The 16116-nt window shown below is 63.5% G+C and carries 19 protein-coding genes; 11 read left to right on the top strand and 8 right to left on the bottom strand.

Annotation, left to right across the window (positions count from 1 at the left end; genetic code table 11):
• Positions 1-21 precede the first annotated feature (21 nt).
• The gene (locus X265_RS01805) at positions 22-231 is read left to right on the top strand and encodes a hypothetical protein (RefSeq protein WP_128963365.1); all 210 of its coding nucleotides are present in this window, start codon (positions 22-24) and stop codon (positions 229-231) included.
• A gap of 49 nt (positions 232-280) precedes the next feature.
• Here X265_RS01805 and X265_RS01800 read toward each other — a convergent pair whose 3' ends face one another.
• From X265_RS01800 to X265_RS01790, 3 genes are all read right to left on the bottom strand, one after another.
• Complete coding sequence (locus X265_RS01800) at positions 281-802, bottom strand: hypothetical protein (protein WP_128963364.1); 522 nt, start codon at positions 800-802, stop codon at positions 281-283.
• 135 nt (positions 803-937) lie between these two features.
• The gene (locus X265_RS01795) at positions 938-1198 is read right to left on the bottom strand and encodes a hypothetical protein (protein ID WP_128963363.1); all 261 of its coding nucleotides are present in this window, start codon (positions 1196-1198) and stop codon (positions 938-940) included.
• Between the two features lie 20 nt (positions 1199-1218).
• Positions 1219-1512 carry a hypothetical protein gene (locus tag X265_RS01790; RefSeq protein WP_164938959.1) on the bottom strand — a complete coding sequence of 98 codons (294 nt, stop codon included), beginning with the start codon at positions 1510-1512 and terminating at the stop codon, positions 1219-1221.
• A 157-nt stretch (positions 1513-1669) separates the two neighbouring features.
• On the opposite strand from X265_RS01790, the gene X265_RS01785 reads away from it, so the two are divergent.
• Positions 1670-2068, top strand: a complete 399-nt coding sequence (locus tag X265_RS01785) for a metallopeptidase family protein (RefSeq protein WP_128963361.1) — start codon at positions 1670-1672, stop codon at positions 2066-2068.
• A 9-nt stretch (positions 2069-2077) separates the two neighbouring features.
• Here the strand turns inward: X265_RS01785 and X265_RS01780 are convergent, their stop codons facing one another.
• The gene (locus tag X265_RS01780; RefSeq protein ID WP_128963360.1) at positions 2078-2875 is read right to left on the bottom strand and encodes a helix-turn-helix transcriptional regulator; all 798 of its coding nucleotides are present in this window, start codon (positions 2873-2875) and stop codon (positions 2078-2080) included.
• A 99-nt stretch (positions 2876-2974) separates the two neighbouring features.
• Here X265_RS01780 and X265_RS01775 point away from each other — a divergent pair, with 99 nt between their 5' ends.
• From X265_RS01775 to X265_RS01760, 4 genes are all read left to right on the top strand, one after another.
• The gene (locus X265_RS01775; protein ID WP_128963359.1) at positions 2975-3544 is read left to right on the top strand and encodes a pyridoxamine 5'-phosphate oxidase family protein; all 570 of its coding nucleotides are present in this window, start codon (positions 2975-2977) and stop codon (positions 3542-3544) included.
• Positions 3545-3646: 102 nt separating this feature from the next.
• Entirely contained in the window at positions 3647-4252 is a 606-nt protein-coding gene (gene leuD / locus X265_RS01770) for a 3-isopropylmalate dehydratase small subunit (RefSeq protein ID WP_128963358.1), read from the top strand.
• 78 nt (positions 4253-4330) lie between these two features.
• Positions 4331-5116 carry a glycosyltransferase family 32 protein gene (locus X265_RS01765; RefSeq protein ID WP_128963357.1) on the top strand — a complete coding sequence of 262 codons (786 nt, stop codon included), beginning with the start codon at positions 4331-4333 and terminating at the stop codon, positions 5114-5116.
• A gap of 267 nt (positions 5117-5383) precedes the next feature.
• On the top strand, positions 5384-5803 hold the full coding sequence (locus tag X265_RS01760) for a DUF6455 family protein (protein ID WP_128963356.1): 420 nt from the start codon (positions 5384-5386) through the stop codon (positions 5801-5803).
• Between the two features lie 26 nt (positions 5804-5829).
• On the opposite strand, the gene X265_RS01755 is transcribed toward X265_RS01760, so the two are convergent.
• Entirely contained in the window at positions 5830-7506 is a 1677-nt protein-coding gene (locus X265_RS01755; protein ID WP_128963355.1) for a methyl-accepting chemotaxis protein, read from the bottom strand.
• A gap of 519 nt (positions 7507-8025) precedes the next feature.
• On the opposite strand from X265_RS01755, the gene X265_RS01750 reads away from it, so the two are divergent.
• Entirely contained in the window at positions 8026-8997 is a 972-nt protein-coding gene (locus X265_RS01750) for a helix-turn-helix transcriptional regulator (RefSeq protein WP_128963354.1), read from the top strand.
• A 71-nt stretch (positions 8998-9068) separates the two neighbouring features.
• Here X265_RS01750 and X265_RS01745 read toward each other — a convergent pair whose 3' ends face one another.
• Positions 9069-9950: an HpcH/HpaI aldolase/citrate lyase family protein gene (locus X265_RS01745; protein WP_128963353.1), complete on the bottom strand. Its 882-nt coding sequence runs from the start codon at positions 9948-9950 to the stop codon at positions 9069-9071.
• 110 nt (positions 9951-10060) lie between these two features.
• Between X265_RS01745 and X265_RS01740 the strand changes: the two genes are divergently transcribed.
• The gene (locus X265_RS01740; RefSeq protein ID WP_128963352.1) at positions 10061-10705 is read left to right on the top strand and encodes a carbonic anhydrase; all 645 of its coding nucleotides are present in this window, start codon (positions 10061-10063) and stop codon (positions 10703-10705) included.
• Between the two features lie 108 nt (positions 10706-10813).
• Here X265_RS01740 and X265_RS01735 read toward each other — a convergent pair whose 3' ends face one another.
• A complete protein-coding gene (locus X265_RS01735) occupies positions 10814-11848 on the bottom strand; it encodes an aspartate-semialdehyde dehydrogenase (RefSeq protein ID WP_128963351.1) in 1035 nt (344 codons plus the stop codon).
• A 116-nt stretch (positions 11849-11964) separates the two neighbouring features.
• Here X265_RS01735 and X265_RS01730 point away from each other — a divergent pair, with 116 nt between their 5' ends.
• The 3 genes from X265_RS01730 to X265_RS01720 all read left to right on the top strand — a co-directional run bounded on the left by X265_RS01730 (position 11965) and on the right by X265_RS01720 (position 14757).
• Positions 11965-12753 (top strand): hypothetical protein, encoded by a 789-nt coding sequence (locus X265_RS01730; protein WP_128963350.1) that lies wholly within the window; start codon positions 11965-11967, stop codon positions 12751-12753.
• 159 nt (positions 12754-12912) lie between these two features.
• Positions 12913-13293: a hypothetical protein gene (locus X265_RS01725; RefSeq protein ID WP_244659471.1), complete on the top strand. Its 381-nt coding sequence runs from the start codon at positions 12913-12915 to the stop codon at positions 13291-13293.
• 99 nt (positions 13294-13392) lie between these two features.
• Positions 13393-14757 carry an IS1182 family transposase gene (locus tag X265_RS01720; protein WP_128963348.1) on the top strand — a complete coding sequence of 455 codons (1365 nt, stop codon included), beginning with the start codon at positions 13393-13395 and terminating at the stop codon, positions 14755-14757.
• 122 nt (positions 14758-14879) lie between these two features.
• Here the strand turns inward: X265_RS01720 and leuB are convergent, their stop codons facing one another.
• Positions 14880-15992, bottom strand: coding sequence for a 3-isopropylmalate dehydrogenase (leuB, locus tag X265_RS01715; protein WP_128963347.1), 1113 nt, complete (start codon positions 15990-15992; stop codon positions 14880-14882).
• Between the last annotated feature and the right edge of the window lie 124 nt (positions 15993-16116).

Here is a 16116-nt window from a genome sequence, read left to right as displayed (position 1 = left end):
TCCACGCGAGGACGCAGTGTCATGGCCAACAAGCCTGAATATGTCGACCTGATCAGCGATGCGACCCGTCAGCACCGGCGGCGGGCGACGCCACTTCGCATCGTCGCCAAGCCTGAGGTCGAGGAAGCCTCGAAGCTCAGCCGCTGGCCGCCGGCGATGTTCAAAAAATGGAAGATCGAGACGCTGATGCGGTGGAAGCCGTCGTCGTGGAATGTGAAGGGCTGGCTTTGAGCCACGCACAAAGGGCGCCAAGAGGCGCCCTTTTCAATTTCGACTGCACTTACCAATAGCGGTACGGATAGTGCCAGCGGTGCCAATGATGCCAGCGGCAGATGCGGCGCGGGCCGTAATAGGTCCAGATGATCCGGCAGCGGCGCGGATAATGATAGTAGGAATAGTAGGGATAGTAGCCGCCGTAATAATAGCGCCGGTGGAAGTGGCGATAGCCGTAATACGGACGATAGTAGCCGCCGCCCCAGTGACGGTGATAGCCGCCATAATGGATGCCGCCGTAGCGCATCCCGCCGCCATGGAAGGCGGGCGCGGCGTGGAAGCCGCCGAAATGACCTCCGCCGCCGTGGAAGCCGCCGAAATGTCCGCCGCCACCATGTCCACCGCCGCCAAAGCGGACCGGCGTGATCGTGGCGTCGCTGGCAGTCTTCACAGCAGGCAACGCGGCCGGATTGATCGGCGTCATCGCTTCAGCGCGGCGCGCAGTCCCTGATGAAATTATCAGAGCAGCAACGGCCGCAAGCCCGAGCAGGCGCAGCGGGCTCGCACCGGGACGCAACATCCTCAGCATGGAATCTCTCCCTGAATGTGGACAGCGTCATTGCGGCGCAGCGTCGCGCGCCGGCGCTGTTCAATTGCAGTCGCTCCCGAGGATCAAACTAGAAACAGCGACGTGAACGCGCCATGAACGAACGAATTGATCGCGTCACCAGAACGGCCCGTAGCCGAACACGAACGGCGCGGGCACGCCGTAGGGATAGGGACGGTAATAAACCGGCCGCGCGTAATAGTGCGGATCGGGACGTGGGGTGTACCGCGCGACGTCGTATCGCGCGTGCCGCCGCCCATCGAACATCGCGCGCCCGGCCGAGGCATCCGGCAGCTTGGTCACGCGCTGCGCCGCGGAGGCGTGGGACATGCCGCTCGCAAGTGCGACGACAACAGCGAGTGCAATCCATTTCGTCATGCTGACCTCCGACCCGCGTATCAGCCGCGGCGCCAATAGCAGCTCATATGCGGCGTGATCACCGTGCCGCTCGGCCTGTGTTCCTGCACATAGGCGACGTTGCACTCGCGGACCGCGTCGGGGCCCGGATTGTAGCGCGGATAGACGCCATCGGGACTTTCATAGGGCGTGACCCGGAGGCGGGTCTGGGGCCGCCTGCGGGGCGGCGGGACGTCGTCGGGCGAGACCGCCTGGGCGATACGGAGTTCGGGGCCGGCGGTTTGAGCAAGCGTCTCCGCCCGCGCGCTCACGCCAGCTTGCGAAAACAACCCCATGCACAGTAGCGCCACCGCTGTTTTTGCTCGCATTTTTTCGCCCACCTGAACCACCCTCGACCTCGGGCCCACGCTCCCCGTTTTGGCGGCGCCCGTCAACCTCGCTGCGCTTATAAAGCCGGATGCGTCGCCGCGAAACCCGCGCTAAGACAAGCCGATGTGGACGGACCTGAAAGCGCCCTCGCTGGCCGAGATGGAGGTGGCGGCGCACGATATTTTCGAACGCCTGCCGAAGGAATTTCGCAGCCTCTGCGAAGGCCTGATCATCCGCGTCGACGACTTCCCCACCGACGAGGTCCTGGACGAGATGGAATGCGAGAGCGAGTTCGACCTGCTCGGCCTGTTCCAAGGCGTCGGCCTGCCCCAGCAGAGTTTTGGCGACGTGGCGCGGCTGCCCAACATGGTCTGGCTCTACCGACGGCCCATCCTGGATTACTGGGCCGAGCACGACGAAAGCCTCGGCCATATCGTTCGCCACGTCCTGATCCACGAGATCGGCCACCATTTCGGCCTCTCCGACGACGACATGGCTGGCATCGAGGCTCAAGCGGAATAGGACGCGGACTTAATCGAGGCGCGGTGCGGGGAGAAGCATCGTCAGTCGATAGTCGGGCCAGCCCGCGAGAGACAGCGACACCTGCTGATAGTTCAGCAATCCCATCGCCGGATGATTGAAGGCGCGTTCGCCACCTTCGCGCGCCAGCACGCCTTGCGTCTCCCAGCAGCGCGCGAAGTCGGGGCTTGCAATTCGCAGCTCATCGACGAGCCGGCGAATATCCGGATCGTCGGAGTAGGCCGTCACCGCGGCGCGGAACTCCGCGACGACGCGATGCGCGCGGGCCGTCCAATCGAGGATGAGCGTTTTGGCCTCCGGCCTGAGAAAGATGTAGCGCAGCAGGTTCGTCTCGCCGCCAGTATCGAGCCATCCTGCAAAGAGCGCGGAGGCTTTCGCATTCCAGCGACGCGCGCTCCAGATGCGATCGAGGATGTAGGCGGGACCGTCGATCGCGTCGACGCAGGCCAGAACCGCCTCGGGTGGATCATCCCCTTGGCCCGGCCGCTCGGGATCGCGCTTGCCGGCAACTTCGAACAGATAGCTGCGCTCGGCCCGTGACAGCCGCAATCCGCGTGCGAGGCGCGCAAGGGTCGCGGCTGAGACCGAGACATCGCGACCCTGCTCGATCCAGGTGTACCAGGTGGCGCTCAATCCGCAGAGCTGAGCGACCTCTTCGCGCCGGAGGCCGGGTGTGCGCCGTCTCGGTCCGGCGGCGAGGCCGAATTCTGCCGGAGATTGCCGCTCCCGGAGCGCCCGCAAGAACGTGCTGAGCGAGAGAGCCGGAGCAACCGGATCCTGTCCTACCATGGTGGTAATTATACTAGCATAAGTTAGATGCTTAAACCAGTACCCACCAAATGCTAGCGTTCTATCCCGATTTCGTCGCTGCGCAAAGGAGGCACGGACATGGGCAAGCAATTCGCCAGGATCGAACCCGAGCACGCGGCGTTCATCGCGCGGCAGAAGCTCTTCTTCGTTGCCAGCGCCCCGCCGAAGGGACGCATCAACGTCTCCCCGAAGGGCCTGTCCTCGTTCCGGGTGCTCGGAGAGAACGATGTCGCCTATCTCGATTGCACCGGCAGCGGCAGCGAAACCCGCGCGCACCTGATCGCTTCAGACGACAAGCGGCTGACCATCATGTTTTGCGCCTTCGATGGCCCGCCGATGATCCTGCGGCTGTACGGCCAGGGGCGATCGATCATGCGCGGCACGCCTGAGTACGCCGAGCTCGCCCCTCGATTCGAGGACATGGCCGGGGCACGCCAGATCGTGCGTCTCTCGGTCGACCTCGTGCAGACATCGTGCGGTATGGGCGTGCCCCTGTTCGACTACAAGCAGGAGCGTGGCAGCCTCATCCGCTACTGGACGGCGCAGGGCGTCAACAATTTGCGAAAATACTGGGGCCTGAAGAACGTGGAGAGCATCGACGGCCTGCCGACCGGCTTTGCCCCTGACAGCATGGCTCCGCAGAGCTGACAGAGCAGATCTGACAGATCCAAGATTGCCGAATCCGGCCTAGGATTCGTATTCCAACCGGGCTAAACAGCCCTCCCCTGACTGCAAACCGGGAAGCCTGAGATGGACAAGTTCACTACGCTGGAAGGCGTCGCGGCGCCGCTGAAGATCATCAATGTCGACACCGACATGATCATTCCGAAGCAGTACCTCAAGACCATCAAGCGCACCGGCCTTGGCAAGGGGCTGTTCTCCGAGCAGCGCTACAAGGACGACGGCAGCGAGAACCCGGATTTCGTCCTCAACCAGCCCGCCTATCGCAACGCGAAGGTGCTGGTCGCCGGCGACAATTTCGGCTGCGGCTCGAGCCGCGAGCACGCGCCCTGGGCGTTGCTCGATTTCGGCATCCGTTGCGTGATCTCGACCTCGTTCGGCGACATCTTCTACAACAACTGCTTCAAGAACGGCATTCTGCCGATCCGCGTTTCGCAGGAAGACCTCGACAAGCTGTTCGACGACGCCGAGCGCGGCGCCAACGCGACGCTGACGATCGACCTGCCGAACCAGGAGATCCGCGGTCCCGACGGCGGCAAGGTCAAGTTCGAGATCGACCCGTTCCGCAAGCACTGCCTGATCAACGGCCTCGACGACATCGGTCTCACTATGGAGAAGAAGGCCTCGATCGACACCTATGAAGAGAAGCTCAAGCGCGAGCGCGCCTGGGCCTAGCTTCAGATTTCCGTTTGAGCCCCGGCGTCGAAGGCGCCGGGGCTTTTTCTTTGCCCCACTTGTCCCTATAGCTCGCCTATGCTGCCTGAGATCGTCACCTTCTGGCATGGCCCGATGGACGCGCTGCGCCAGACCTGTCTGCGCTCGCAGCTCGCGGCCGGCCACAAGGTCACCGTCTACAGCTTCGACCCCATTCCCGGTCTGCCTGCCGGGATCGAGAATGCGGAGGCGGAAGCGATCCTGCCGCACGCGTTCTCCGAACGGCTGCGGCCGCCGCAGCCTGACGGCAGCTGGCGCGACTGGACCATTCTGCAGTTCAGCGATTTCTTCCGCATGAAGCTGATGGCCAAGGGTCTCGGCCTCTGGCTCGATGCCGACGTGCTGCTGCTCAAGCCCGTCGAGATCGATCCGGCAAAACCTTATTTCGCGTGGGAGCGGCCGCGCCAGCTCGGCAATTCCGTGATCTATCTGCCGCCGGAGCACGGCATCGTGCGCGCGTTCGAGGAGCTGATGGAGCAGGAGGAGCTGACGCCGAACTGGCTGTCGCTGCGCCACCGCATCACCTTCGCGATGCGCCGACTGCGCGGCGGCTCGAACCGCCTCTCGGATATCCGCATCGCGATCTACGGGCCGGCGGCGCTCACCGCACTCGCGCGCCGCACCGGCGAATTGCACAACGCGCTGCCAAAACAGTCGTTCTACGCCGTGCATGCCGAGCCAAAGCTGTTCTTCGACCCCTCCAGCTATCTCGGTCTCGTCACCAATCCCGAGATCATCGGCCTGCACATCTCGCCCAAGGGCCGCGGCGGCGAAAAGCCGATCCCGGGGAGCCTCTATGCGTGGGCGGCGGAGCGGTTTGCATAGCTGCCGCGCATAAGGTGCGCTCCCTCTCCCGCTTGCGGGGGAGGGCTGGGGTGGGGGTGTCTCCGCAAGCGAGAACCACCAAGGGGAGAAAGCCCTCACCCGGCGCACGGGACGATGCTTTGCATCGCCGGACGCGCCGACCTCTCCCGCAAGCGGGAGAGGTGCAGCGGAGGCCGCGACGCTCTTTCCTGTTTGATCCAGCGCAACGCGCTCCTGCATCATTGTGCTTAATTCGCTCCAATTCCGCCGTTCGAATGGAGCTTCGCCATGAGCACCGCAAGCAGGCCTTATCCCATCGTCCAGGATCTCATCGAGTCCTTTGCCGGCTGGCTGAAGCATCGCCGCGAGGTGAACGAGATGCGGCAGCTCGATCGCGCCGATTTCGACCGGATTGCGAGCGACCTCAGGATTGCGCCTGACGATCTCGAGGAGCTGGTCCGTCACGGCAAGCACTCGGCAGACGAACTGCCGAAGATGCTGGAGCAGCTCGGCATCAGCGCAGAAGCCCTCGGCCGCGCCCAGCCGCTGTTGCTGCGCGACCTGGAGCGGGTCTGCTCGCTGTGCAATCACAAGGGACAATGCGACCGCGATCTCGCCGAGGGCACCGCCGCCGAGAACTATCACGGCTATTGCGCCAACGCCGCGACGCTGGAATCGCTCGACCGCGCCGACCACGCGCAGCGCTGAGCGCCGCGCGGGTCGCCCGGTCCCGATCAGCCACGGCCCGCCATCGCAGCCGCTTCTGCGGCTGCGCGCTGCATGCTGGTCGACATCTCGTTGGTCACCGTGCTCTGCTCCTCGATCGCCGCGGCCGTCGAGGTCACGTATTCGCTGACGTTGTTGATCGCCTGCTTGATCGAGCTCAGCGCGCTGACGACATCGCCGGAAATTCCATTGAGGCTGCCGATCTCCTGCGCGATCTTGTCGGTGGCCTGCTTGGCCTGGTTGGCCAGGCCCTTCACCTCGGATGCGACCACGGCGAAGCCGCGGCCGGCTTCGCCGGCGCGCGCCGATTCGATCGTGGCATTGAGCGCCAGCAGGTTGATTTGCCCGGTGATGTTGTTGATCATCTCGACGATCCCGCTCATCGCCTGCGCGGCGTCGGTGAGACGCTGAGCCTGTGCGTCGGCCGAGGCGACCTGCTCCACCGCCCCGATCGCGGTCTCGCGTGATTTGGTCATGGCTTCCGCAATCTCCCGCACCGATGCGTTGAGCTCCTCCGAGCCGGCGGCGACCGATTCCATCATGCCGCGGACGCGCTCGTTGCCCATGCGGACCAGCACCTGCCTGGTGGTATCGGTGGCATATTTCACGACCTTGAACGGCTTGCCGTTGAGGTCGAGGATCGGATTGTAGGACGCCTGGATGTAGACTTCCTTGCCCCCTTTGCCGATGCGCTTGTATTCGGCCGCCTGATACTCCCCGCGATTGAGCGCCGCCCAGAACTCGCGATATGCCGCGCCGTCGCGCTCGCTGGGCTCGACGAACATGCTGTGATGGCGCCCCCTGATCTCATCCAGGGAATAACCGAGCGCACCGAGGAAATTGGGGTTGGCGGTAATGATCGTGCCGTCCATGTTGAACTCGATCACCGCCTGAGCCTTGTCGATCGCCGCGATCTGGCCGGCGAGGTCGGCGTTCTTCAGCTTCTGTGCGGTGACGTCGCTCGCAAATTTGACGACGCCGAACGGCTTGCCCGCGTCGTCCAGCACGGGATTATAGCTCGCCAGAATCCACACCTCCTTGCCGCCCTTGCCGATCCGCTTGAACTCCCCGGCCTGGTACTCACCGCGGTTGAGCTTCTCCCAGAATTCGCGGTAGGCGGCGCTGTCGCGCTCTGCTGCGGGCATGAACAGGCTGTGATGCTTGCCCTCGATCTCGGATAACGAATAGCCGAGCGCCTTGCAGAAATTCTCGTTGGCCGTGACGATGGTGCCGTCGAGCTTGAACTCGATGACGGCCTGAGCGCGGCTGATGGCGGCGAGCTTGGACGCATCCGCCATGCTGCGCAGCTTCTTGGCCGTGATCTCGGTCGCGATCTTGGCGACCATGACCGTCTTGCCGTCGCCGTCGCGCACCGGATTGTAGGACGCTTCGATCCAGACTTCGCGCCCGTCCTTCGCGATCCGCTTGAACTCGCGCGCCTGATATTCGCCGCGATTCAACGCGGCCCAGAATGCCTTGTACTCGGCACTGTCGCGCTGGTCGGCCGGCACGAACAAGGAATGATGCTTGCCTTGAATCTCGTCAAGCCGATAGCCGAGAGCGTCGAGAAAGTTCTGGTTGGCCGTGATGATCGTGCCGTCCAGGTTGAATTCGATCATCGCTTGGGAGCGGCCAATAGCATCGAGCCGCGCTTGTGCATCAATCCTGGACTTGCGACCGAACATTTTTCTGCTCCGACATTGGCTTCCGTTCGTGGCGCATTCGCTCGAGAACGGCATCAGTATGATGATCCCACCGGAGGTCGTGCGCTCGCGACCACCGCTGCACACGCCACCCACGTAGCGAGCAAGTATATGAATCGAATTATCAGAGTATTTGCCCGATCGAAGACACAATGGCCGGATTTTGCCAGCGCGATTAACCTGACAGCGACACCCGATGAGATCGGCGCCGTTACCGGGCATAAATTGCGAAGGCTGGCCTAAGGCGACTATCGGTATTCGGCAGAACCCAACCGCGAAGGACTGAATAGACCTCCGTGCCTTCCGGACTGGTTGGTCTGCGACAGGCAAAGGTGGCGCCTGGCAGGGGCGCTGCGTGTTCAGGCATTTTGTCGCAGGGGGCGGCGTGATCTGCCCGGCTCTCGCGAACGTATCCGTTGCGTCCCGCAGTTCTTCGCTGCAATTTCCAATTGGTGGCGCCCCGAGTCCGATTCACTAATTTGAGCTTTTGAGGATTCTGATTTGGGCTCCGTTTCCTATCTCGACCGCTATCCTTTGCTTCGGTCGCGCGACAGCGAGTTCGCGCGCGACCGGCTGTTCGCGGAATACGGCGCCGACCGATTCGACAGGCGCGGCGATACGTTTGGCGTCCAGGCGAATTTTGCTCTCCTCAATGCGATCGGCATCGCGTTCTGCGCCTATGACGGCGAGGCATCGCTCGCATTTCCCGAATCGCAAATCCTCCGCCAGTTCTTCTCGATTCAGGGCCATGCAAGCTTCAGAACCCATGGGGACAGCCGGCCGATCGAGGCCTGGAGTCCGGTCGTGATGGGGGACACCCGGCTGAATCTCAGCTTCGGACCGGGCTATCGTCAGCTGGTGGTGAGGATAGACACGCTTGCGACGGAGCGCCTGCTGAAGAGCATGATCGGCGACGATTCCGGCGCGAGACTGCGCTTCGTTGCGAGCGAGCCCGATCCCGCGGTCATGACGCATCTGCGCCACGATGTTTTCAGATTTGCAGAGGAGCTGGAGAAGTTCGGGCACGAATACTCACCCGTCGCCATCGCCGAACTCGAGCGGGCATTGATGGTGCGAATGCTTCTGGCGCACAGGCACAACTTCACGGATCGGCTGCAGCGCTCGCCGCCGGGCGCCAACCGGACCGTGATCGATATCGTCGAATCCTACATCGAGGCTCATTGGGACGAACCGCTCGACCTGGAAATGATCGCCGGGATTGCCAATGTGAGCGTGCGGACCGTTTTCAGAGAGTTTTCCGATGCCGGACGCGGTTCGCCCGGCCAGTTCGCGCGGCGCATTCGCCTCCATCGCGCGGCGGAGATGCTACGCCGGCCTGACGGGCAGACCAGCGTACTCGCGGTGGCCTTCAAATGCGGCTTCAGAAACCTTGGCCGCTTCGCATCCGAGTACCGGCGCGAGGTCGGCGAGCTGCCGTCCGAGACGTTGAAGAATGCGAGACGAAGGTCGTAGGTTTTCTATGGCCGCCAGGATGAGCGGGCTGCAGGTGCGGCGGCGAGCCTTCGATCCGCGGAACGGAATCCTCAAGCCTTCCCCATCGCCGCGATCGCATCGGCGATCTCGATCGTCCGCCGCGCCATGTCGGCGTGCAGGCGCTCCACCATCGCGCCATCGAGACGGATGGCGCCGCGCGAGACGTTTTCCGGCAGCTCGAACGCCGCGATGATCTTGCGGGCGCGCGCCACTTCCTCTTCCGGCGGCGTGAAGATCGCGTTGCAGGCTTCGATCTGCGAAGGATGGATCAGCGTCTTGCCGTCGAAGCCGAGGTCGCGGCCTTGCGCGCATTCGGTGGCGAAGCCGTCAGGATTGGCGATGTCGCTGTAGGGACCATCGAGGATCTCTAGGCCCGCGGCGCGCGTTGCCAGGATGCAATGGGTGATCATCGGGATCATCGCGGCGCGGCCGGGCAGCATCTTGATCCGGGTCTCGCGCGAGATGTCGTTCGGGCCGAACACGAAGCCTGTCAGGCGCGTCTTGGGGTCGCGACCGGCCTCGGCCAGCTCCTCGGCATGCAGCACCGCGCGGGCGGTCTCGATCATCGCCCAGACCTTCACCGTCGGCGCGGCACCGAGCCCGGCGAGGTCGCGGCCGATGGTCTGGAGATCCTCGATGCTTGAAACTTTTGGAACCAGAATGCCGTCAGGCGAGGCCTTGGCGGCCATCGCGACGTCCTCCGCCCACCAGGGCGAATCGAGGCCGTTGGTGCGGATCAGGATCTCGCGCTTGCCAAAGCCCTTGGCCGCGATCGCGGCGGCGATACCGTCGCGTGCCGTCCTCTTGGCGTCGGGGGCAACCGAGTCTTCGAGGTCCAGGATCAAGCCGTCGGCGGCCAGATTCCGTGCCTTCTCCAGCGCGCGGGGGTTGGAGCCGGGCATGAACAGATGGCTGCGGCGCGGGCGGGTCATGCTGGCGTTCCTTCCGGGTTCCTCAAGCTGGCTTGACCAGAGGCGATAGCACCGGCCCTGCCTGTTCGAAAGGCTTGTTCGCGCTAGCGGTATATGATTAGGCATAGGCCATGATCACATTCCCGAAGTCCTTGCTGGACGGCTACAACGCCTTCGCCACCCAGCGGCTGCCGGCCGAGCAGAACCGCTACCGCGAGCTCTCGGTCAAAGGGCAGTCGCCCGAGACGATGGTGATCGGCTGCTGCGACAGCCGCGTCTCCCCCGAGGTGATCTTCGACGCGGGGCCGGGCGAACTGTTCGTGGTTCGCAACATCGCCAACCTGGTGCCGACCTATCAACCCGACGAGAACGCGCACGGCGTCTCGGCCGCGCTGGAATTTGCGGTGACCGTGTTGAAGGTGAAGCACATGGTCGTGCTCGGCCATGCGCAATGCGGCGGCATCCGCGCCTTCATCGACAAGATCGAACCGCTCACGCCCGGCGACTTCATCGGCAAATGGATGCAGATGTTCATCAAGCCCGGCGAAGTGGTGGAGCAGCGCGACCACGAGACCATGGCGCAATTCGTTGAGCGCATCGAGAAGGCCGCCGTGTTCCGCAGTCTCGAAAACCTGATGACGTTCCCCTTCGTGCGCAAGGCCGTCGAAAGCGGCCAGATGCAGCTGCACGGCGCCTATTTCGGCGTCGCCGAGGGAACGCTGTTCGTGCTGGACAAGGCGAGCAAGGAATTCAAGAGCGCGCGGAGCGTGGTGTAACCACCGCTCTCGTAGAGTGGGCAAAGCGAAGCGTGCCCACCACCTGTTTCAACCGGAAAGATCGTGGGCACGGCGCTACGCGCCTTTGCCCGCCCTACGGCAGCGGAGTTACGCCGCCTGCTTCTTCGCAGCTATCAGCTTGCGGTTGATCAGCACTTCCGCGATCTGGATCGCGTTGAGCGCCGCGCCCTTCCGCAGATTGTCGGACACGCACCACAGCACGAGGCCGTTCTCGACCGTCGCGTCCTCGCGGATGCGGCTGATATAGGTGGCGTCCTCGCCGGCGGCTTCATACGGCGTCGCGTAGCCGCCGGGCTCCTGCTTGTCGATGACGAGGCAGCCGGGCGCCTTGCGCAGGATCTCGCGCGCGTCATCCGCCGTGATCGGGTTCTCGAACTCGATGTTGACGGCCTCGGAATGACCGACGAACACAGGCACGCGCACACAGGTGGCGGTGAGCTTGATCTTGGGATCGAGGATCTTCTTGGTCTCCGCCATCATCTTCCACTCTTCCTTGGTGAAGCCGTCTTCCATGAAGACGTCGATGTGGGGGATGACGTTGAAGGCGATGCGCTTGGGGAATTTCTTCGCGACCAGCTCGTCATTGGTGTAAACGGCCTTGGTCTGCGAGAACAATTCGTCCATCGCGTCCTTGCCGGCGCCCGACACCGATTGATAGGTCGAGACCACGACGCGCTTGATGGTTGCCTTGTCGTGCAGCGGCTTGAGCGCGACCACGAGCTGCGCGGTCGAGCAATTCGGGTTGGCGATGATGTTCTTCTTCTTGAAGCCTTCGGTCGCGGCCGCATTCACCTCGGGCACGATCAGCGGCACGTCCGGATCCATGCGCCAGGCCGAGGAATTGTCGATCACGACGGCGCCGGCCGCGCCGATCTTCGGCGACCATTCCTTCGACACCGTCCCGCCGGCCGACATCAGGCAGATGTCGACGTCGGAGAAATCGTAATGCTCGAGCGCTTTGACCTTCAGGGTGCGGTCGCCATAGGAGACCTCGACGCCGACGCTGCGACGTGACGCCAGGGCCACGACCTCGTCCGCGGGGAATTTGCGCTCATCCAGGATGTTGAGCATTTCCCGTCCGACATTGCCGGTCGCGCCGACGACTGCGACTTTGTAACCCATCGTTCACTCTCCGATGAAAAAGCCCGTTCCTGAAGCTGACGCTTAAACAGGAAGAGCAGCGCTTCTATGCGAGAACCGGCCTCAAGACAACGTTGGACCATGCCTGAGGGCCGTGGATGCAGTCGCCGGAGGCCGGCCCGGCCGTCAGCCCCACCCAGATCCACCTGACGCTCGCCAACTTTGCCGACGAAATCGTCGGCACGCTGGCACACCTGTTCGCCTATGTGGGGACGCTGGCTCTGTTTGCCATCTTCGCCCTCGCCGGGCTCCGCCAGCTGCCTGACTTGCGCGACGACGAGCCCACCGAGAAGGCGGGCTGGGCCGACGCCTCCCGCTCGCATCCAGCCTTCGCGCTCAGCCGAATGGATTCGTTAGATAAAACAGCATCTTATGCCATCTTCAGACATCCCGACGGCGGCCGGCGCGACGTCATGCGCTGGGCTGGCGATGCCGACAAGCCGGTGGCCGAGCTCGAAATCTATCGGGAAGGCAACGAGTTCGACGTCTCGCGTCCGGCCGTTGCCGGCCTCGCCGTGCAGATGGGCCTGGGTGCGGCCAGTGCGCTCGAGCAAGCCGGCCTGATCGATACCAAATTCGGCCCCGTCGCCCTGTTCCGGCCATCGGAGACCAAAGCGGGCACGCCGTCCTGCCTGGGCTACCTCAAGCGCAACGAAGAGCCCGCTTTGCAGATCTCCGGCTTTTCCTGCCAGGGCGACACCATGCCGGCCCGCCGTGCGGCGATCGCGTGCATGCTCAACCGGCTGACGCTGCTGACCTCGGGCAATGAGCCGAAGCTCGCCGAATTGTTCGCCCGTGCGGAGCTGAAGCGCCGCTCCTGCGATACGCAGGGACCGGCAGATTGGCTGCTGGGCGCCGCCAATGCGCAATTGCGCGGGACGCTTTGATCGGCATCAAGCTCAAGTGGCTGGCATCCATGCAACTTTTGCCGATGCAGGTCGATTATTTCCGGGCCGGTGTGACCCAATAGACCTAGTTGCGGTGCCCCCGGCCGGGCTAGTATGGGGGTGAAATCGACTGGCGGCATGCCGCCTGAAGGGGACGTGATGAGCTCGAATTTCTCTGTCAAATTGGCGACTTGGCTTGCGGCGGGCGCCGTTGTCGCTGTGGCCCTTGCGGCGCCGGCCGCGGCCGACACCAGGACCAAGCAGCGCTTTGACGATCGCGGCCGTCACTATTACGGCCCGAGCGGACCCAACGCCGTCTACCAGCAGGGCCGCACCCGCATCTATGTGAGCAAACGCTCCTGGCTCGACGGCGGCACCGAGGTCAATCCGGGCGACCGCAAGTTCACCGACTACGCCTTCCCGCCGGCCGTGGGCTATCCGTCCTTCGCCCGCGAGAACCTCAACCGTCCGATCGATCGCCAGCCGCTGCCGACCCCGGCCGATGTCGGCGGCTATCCGCAGAATTTTCCGCTGTACTGAGCGGACGTCACGACCGAATCAAAATGGCCGGGCTCGCGCCCGGCCACAGACCGCTGACAAAGTCCTCGCCATTGGCGGGGACTTTTGATTCATTGAGGGATGCTTCGCAAACCCTCGCCGCAACAGACCGAGCTGGAGATGGTCAGTCTCGACGGTCTGGTTCCGAAGGATCACCTGCTTCGCAAGATCGATGCGGTGATCGATTTTTCCTTTATCCACGATCGGGTTGCAGGGCTTTATTGCCCGGACAATGGCCGCCCACCGCTGGATCCGACCTTGATGTTCAAGGCGCTGTTCATTGGTTACCTGTTCGGCATTCGCTCCGAACGGCAGCTCGTACGAGAGATCGAGGTCAACGTCGCCTACCGCTGGTTTTTGGGGCTGAAGCTGACCGATCCGGTGTTCGACGCCTCAACGCTGAGCCAGAACCGGCGGCGGCGCTACAACGACACGGCCGTTGCGCAGGACATCTTTGATGCCGTCGTGGAGCAGGCGATCACCAAGGGGCTGGTCGATGGCACAGTGCTGTATACCGACTCGACCCACCTCAAGGCCAACGCCAACAAGAACCGCTACGATACAGCGGTGGTTGCCAAATCGCGCGCCGATTACTGGGATGCGCTCGACGCGGCGATCGAGGAAGATCGGCTAGCCCACGGCAAAAAGCCCCTGCAAGAGAAGGCGCGCCAGCCAGTCGAGAAAGAGACCAAGGTCTCCCGAACTGATCCGGATGCCGGCTACATGGTGCGCGAGGGCAAGCCGAAGGGCTTCTTCTATCTCGACCATCGCACCGTCGACGGCCGGCTCGGCATCATCACAGATACCTATGCCACGCCTGCCAATGTGCACGACTCGATCGTCTATCTGGGCAGGCTTGACCGCCAGCGAGAGCGCTTTGACTTTGACGTCGGCGCCGTCGGGCTCGATGCTGGCTACGCTACCTCAGGCATCGCTCAGGGCCTGGAGCAACGCGGCATTCTCGGGGTCACCGGCTATCGCCGCCCAACCCCGCCGCGCTCAGGCATGATGGCGAGCAGCCAATTCCACTACGACGCGGCTGTGGACGGCTACCGCTGCCCGAAAGGTCAACTGCTGGCCTATGCCACAACCGACCGCACAGGCTACCGCCACTACAAGAGCGAGCCGGCGATCTGCCGGGCTTGTCCGTTGCTGGCCTCCTGCACATCGAGCAGCAATGCCACCCGTCTGATCATCCGCCATGTCTGGGCCGACGCGCGCGAACGCACCGATGCCCATCGGCTCACCCCCTGGGGTAAACGCATCTACAAACGCCGCAAAGAGACCGTCGAGCGTTCCTTCGCCGACGCCAAGCAGCTTCACGGTCACCGCTACGCCCGCTTCCGGGGCCTGCTTGCCGTCACCGGCCAATGCTTGCTCGCCGCCGCCGCCCAGAACATCAAAAAAATCGCCCTCGCTCTCACCCCTCGGCATGCTCCGGCCTAAACCGGCCTCAAGCCTTCTCCAAACAAAAAACCCGCCGAAAAATCGACGGGGTTTGTCAGCGGTCTGTGGCCGGGCTCGCGCCCGGCCATTCTTGTTTGTCGCGTAGCCCGGATTCTTGCCGCTTACGCGTGCAGCTTCTGCAATTCCTTCAGGATCGCTTCGCCCATCTGCGTGGTCGAGACGGAAGTGGTGCCTTCCGACTTGATGTCGGCGGTGCGAAGACCGTTGGCGAGCACTGCGGCGATGGCTTGGTCGACCTTGTCGGCGAGCGCGCCCATGTCGAAGGAGTAGCGCAGCGCCATGCCGAAGGACGAGATCATCGCGATGGGATTGGCGAGGCCCTTGCCGGCGATATCAGGGGCAGAGCCGTGCACCGGCTCGTACAGCGCCTTGCGCTTCTTGGTCTTGACGTCGACCTCGCCGAGCGAAGCCGAGGGCAGCATGCCGAGCGATCCCGTCAGCATCGCCGCGATGTCGGACAGCATGTCGCCGAACAGATTGTCGGTGACGATGACGTCGAACTGCTTCGGCCATTTCACCAGCATCATGCCGCCGGAATCGGCGAGCTGATGCTCGAGCGTGACGTCGGGATATTCGCGCTTGTGCACCTGGGTCATCACCTCGTTCCAGAGCACGCCCGACTTCATGACGTTGCGCTTCTCCATCGACGTCACCTTGTTCTTGCGCTTCCGGGCAAGCTCGAAGGCGACGCGGCCGATGCGCTCGATCTCATAGGTGTCGTAGACCTGGGTATCGATGGCGCGCTTCTGACCGTTGCCGAGGTCGGTGATGGTCTTGGGCTCGCCGAAATAGACGCCGCCGGTGAGCTCGCGCACGATCATGATGTCGAGGCCTTCGACCGCCTCGCGCTTCAGGCTCGAAGCATCCGCCAGCGCCGGATAGCAGACGGCGGGACGCAGGTTGGCGAACAAAGCGAGATCCTTGCGCAGGCGCAAGAGGCCGGCTTCGGGGCGGACCTCGTAGGGCACCGCATCCCACTTCGGACCGCCGACCGCACCGAAGATCACGGCGTCGGCGTCCTTGGCCTTGGCCATGTCGCCTTCCGAGATCGACACCTTGTGGGCGTCATAGGCCGAGCCGCCGACGAGGCCGGTATCGGTCTCGAACTTGGCGATCCCCGATGAATTGAGCCAATCGATCAGCCGCTTCACCTCGCCCATCACCTCGGGGCCGATACCGTCGCCGGGGAGCAGCAGCAATTTGTGGGTCGCCATATCCGTTTCCTCTGAGATCGAAATTCGGCCGGAGTGCTAGAGCGGCGTTGCGCGCTTGGCAAGACACCATTGTCGCGTCGCGGCTGTGCAAGGCGGGCGGGGCCTGCCACAGTGCGGCTCGCCG

The sequence above is a fragment of the Bradyrhizobium guangdongense genome (assembly GCF_004114975.1).
Taxonomy (GTDB): domain Bacteria; phylum Pseudomonadota; class Alphaproteobacteria; order Rhizobiales; family Xanthobacteraceae; genus Bradyrhizobium; species Bradyrhizobium guangdongense.
This window is presented reverse-complemented; position numbering and strand designations above follow the sequence as displayed.

Excerpts from the sequence above, each read along its gene's own strand:
- X265_RS01805 (WP_128963365.1), top strand. The coding sequence starts at position 22 with ATGGCCAACAAGCCTGAATATGTCGACCTGATCAGCGATGCGACCCGT.
- X265_RS01800 (WP_128963364.1), bottom strand. The coding sequence starts at position 802 with ATGCTGAGGATGTTGCGTCCCGGTGCGAGCCCGCTGCGCCTGCTCGGG.
- X265_RS01795 (WP_128963363.1), bottom strand. The coding sequence starts at position 1,198 with ATGACGAAATGGATTGCACTCGCTGTTGTCGTCGCACTTGCGAGCGGC.
- X265_RS01790 (WP_164938959.1), bottom strand. The coding sequence starts at position 1,512 with ATGGGGTTGTTTTCGCAAGCTGGCGTGAGCGCGCGGGCGGAGACGCTT.
- X265_RS01785 (WP_128963361.1), top strand. The coding sequence starts at position 1,670 with ATGTGGACGGACCTGAAAGCGCCCTCGCTGGCCGAGATGGAGGTGGCG.
- X265_RS01780 (WP_128963360.1), bottom strand. The coding sequence starts at position 2,875 with ATGGTAGGACAGGATCCGGTTGCTCCGGCTCTCTCGCTCAGCACGTTC.
- X265_RS01775 (WP_128963359.1), top strand. The coding sequence starts at position 2,975 with ATGGGCAAGCAATTCGCCAGGATCGAACCCGAGCACGCGGCGTTCATC.
- leuD (WP_128963358.1), top strand. The coding sequence starts at position 3,647 with ATGGACAAGTTCACTACGCTGGAAGGCGTCGCGGCGCCGCTGAAGATC.
- X265_RS01765 (WP_128963357.1), top strand. The coding sequence starts at position 4,331 with ATGCTGCCTGAGATCGTCACCTTCTGGCATGGCCCGATGGACGCGCTG.
- X265_RS01760 (WP_128963356.1), top strand. The coding sequence starts at position 5,384 with ATGAGCACCGCAAGCAGGCCTTATCCCATCGTCCAGGATCTCATCGAG.
- X265_RS01755 (WP_128963355.1), bottom strand. The coding sequence starts at position 7,506 with ATGTTCGGTCGCAAGTCCAGGATTGATGCACAAGCGCGGCTCGATGCT.
- X265_RS01745 (WP_128963353.1), bottom strand. The coding sequence starts at position 9,950 with ATGACCCGCCCGCGCCGCAGCCATCTGTTCATGCCCGGCTCCAACCCC.
- X265_RS01740 (WP_128963352.1), top strand. The coding sequence starts at position 10,061 with ATGATCACATTCCCGAAGTCCTTGCTGGACGGCTACAACGCCTTCGCC.
- X265_RS01735 (WP_128963351.1), bottom strand. The coding sequence starts at position 11,848 with ATGGGTTACAAAGTCGCAGTCGTCGGCGCGACCGGCAATGTCGGACGG.
- X265_RS01730 (WP_128963350.1), top strand. The coding sequence starts at position 11,965 with ATGCAGTCGCCGGAGGCCGGCCCGGCCGTCAGCCCCACCCAGATCCAC.
- X265_RS01725 (WP_244659471.1), top strand. The coding sequence starts at position 12,913 with ATGAGCTCGAATTTCTCTGTCAAATTGGCGACTTGGCTTGCGGCGGGC.
- X265_RS01720 (WP_128963348.1), top strand. The coding sequence starts at position 13,393 with ATGCTTCGCAAACCCTCGCCGCAACAGACCGAGCTGGAGATGGTCAGT.
- leuB (WP_128963347.1), bottom strand. The coding sequence starts at position 15,992 with ATGGCGACCCACAAATTGCTGCTGCTCCCCGGCGACGGTATCGGCCCC.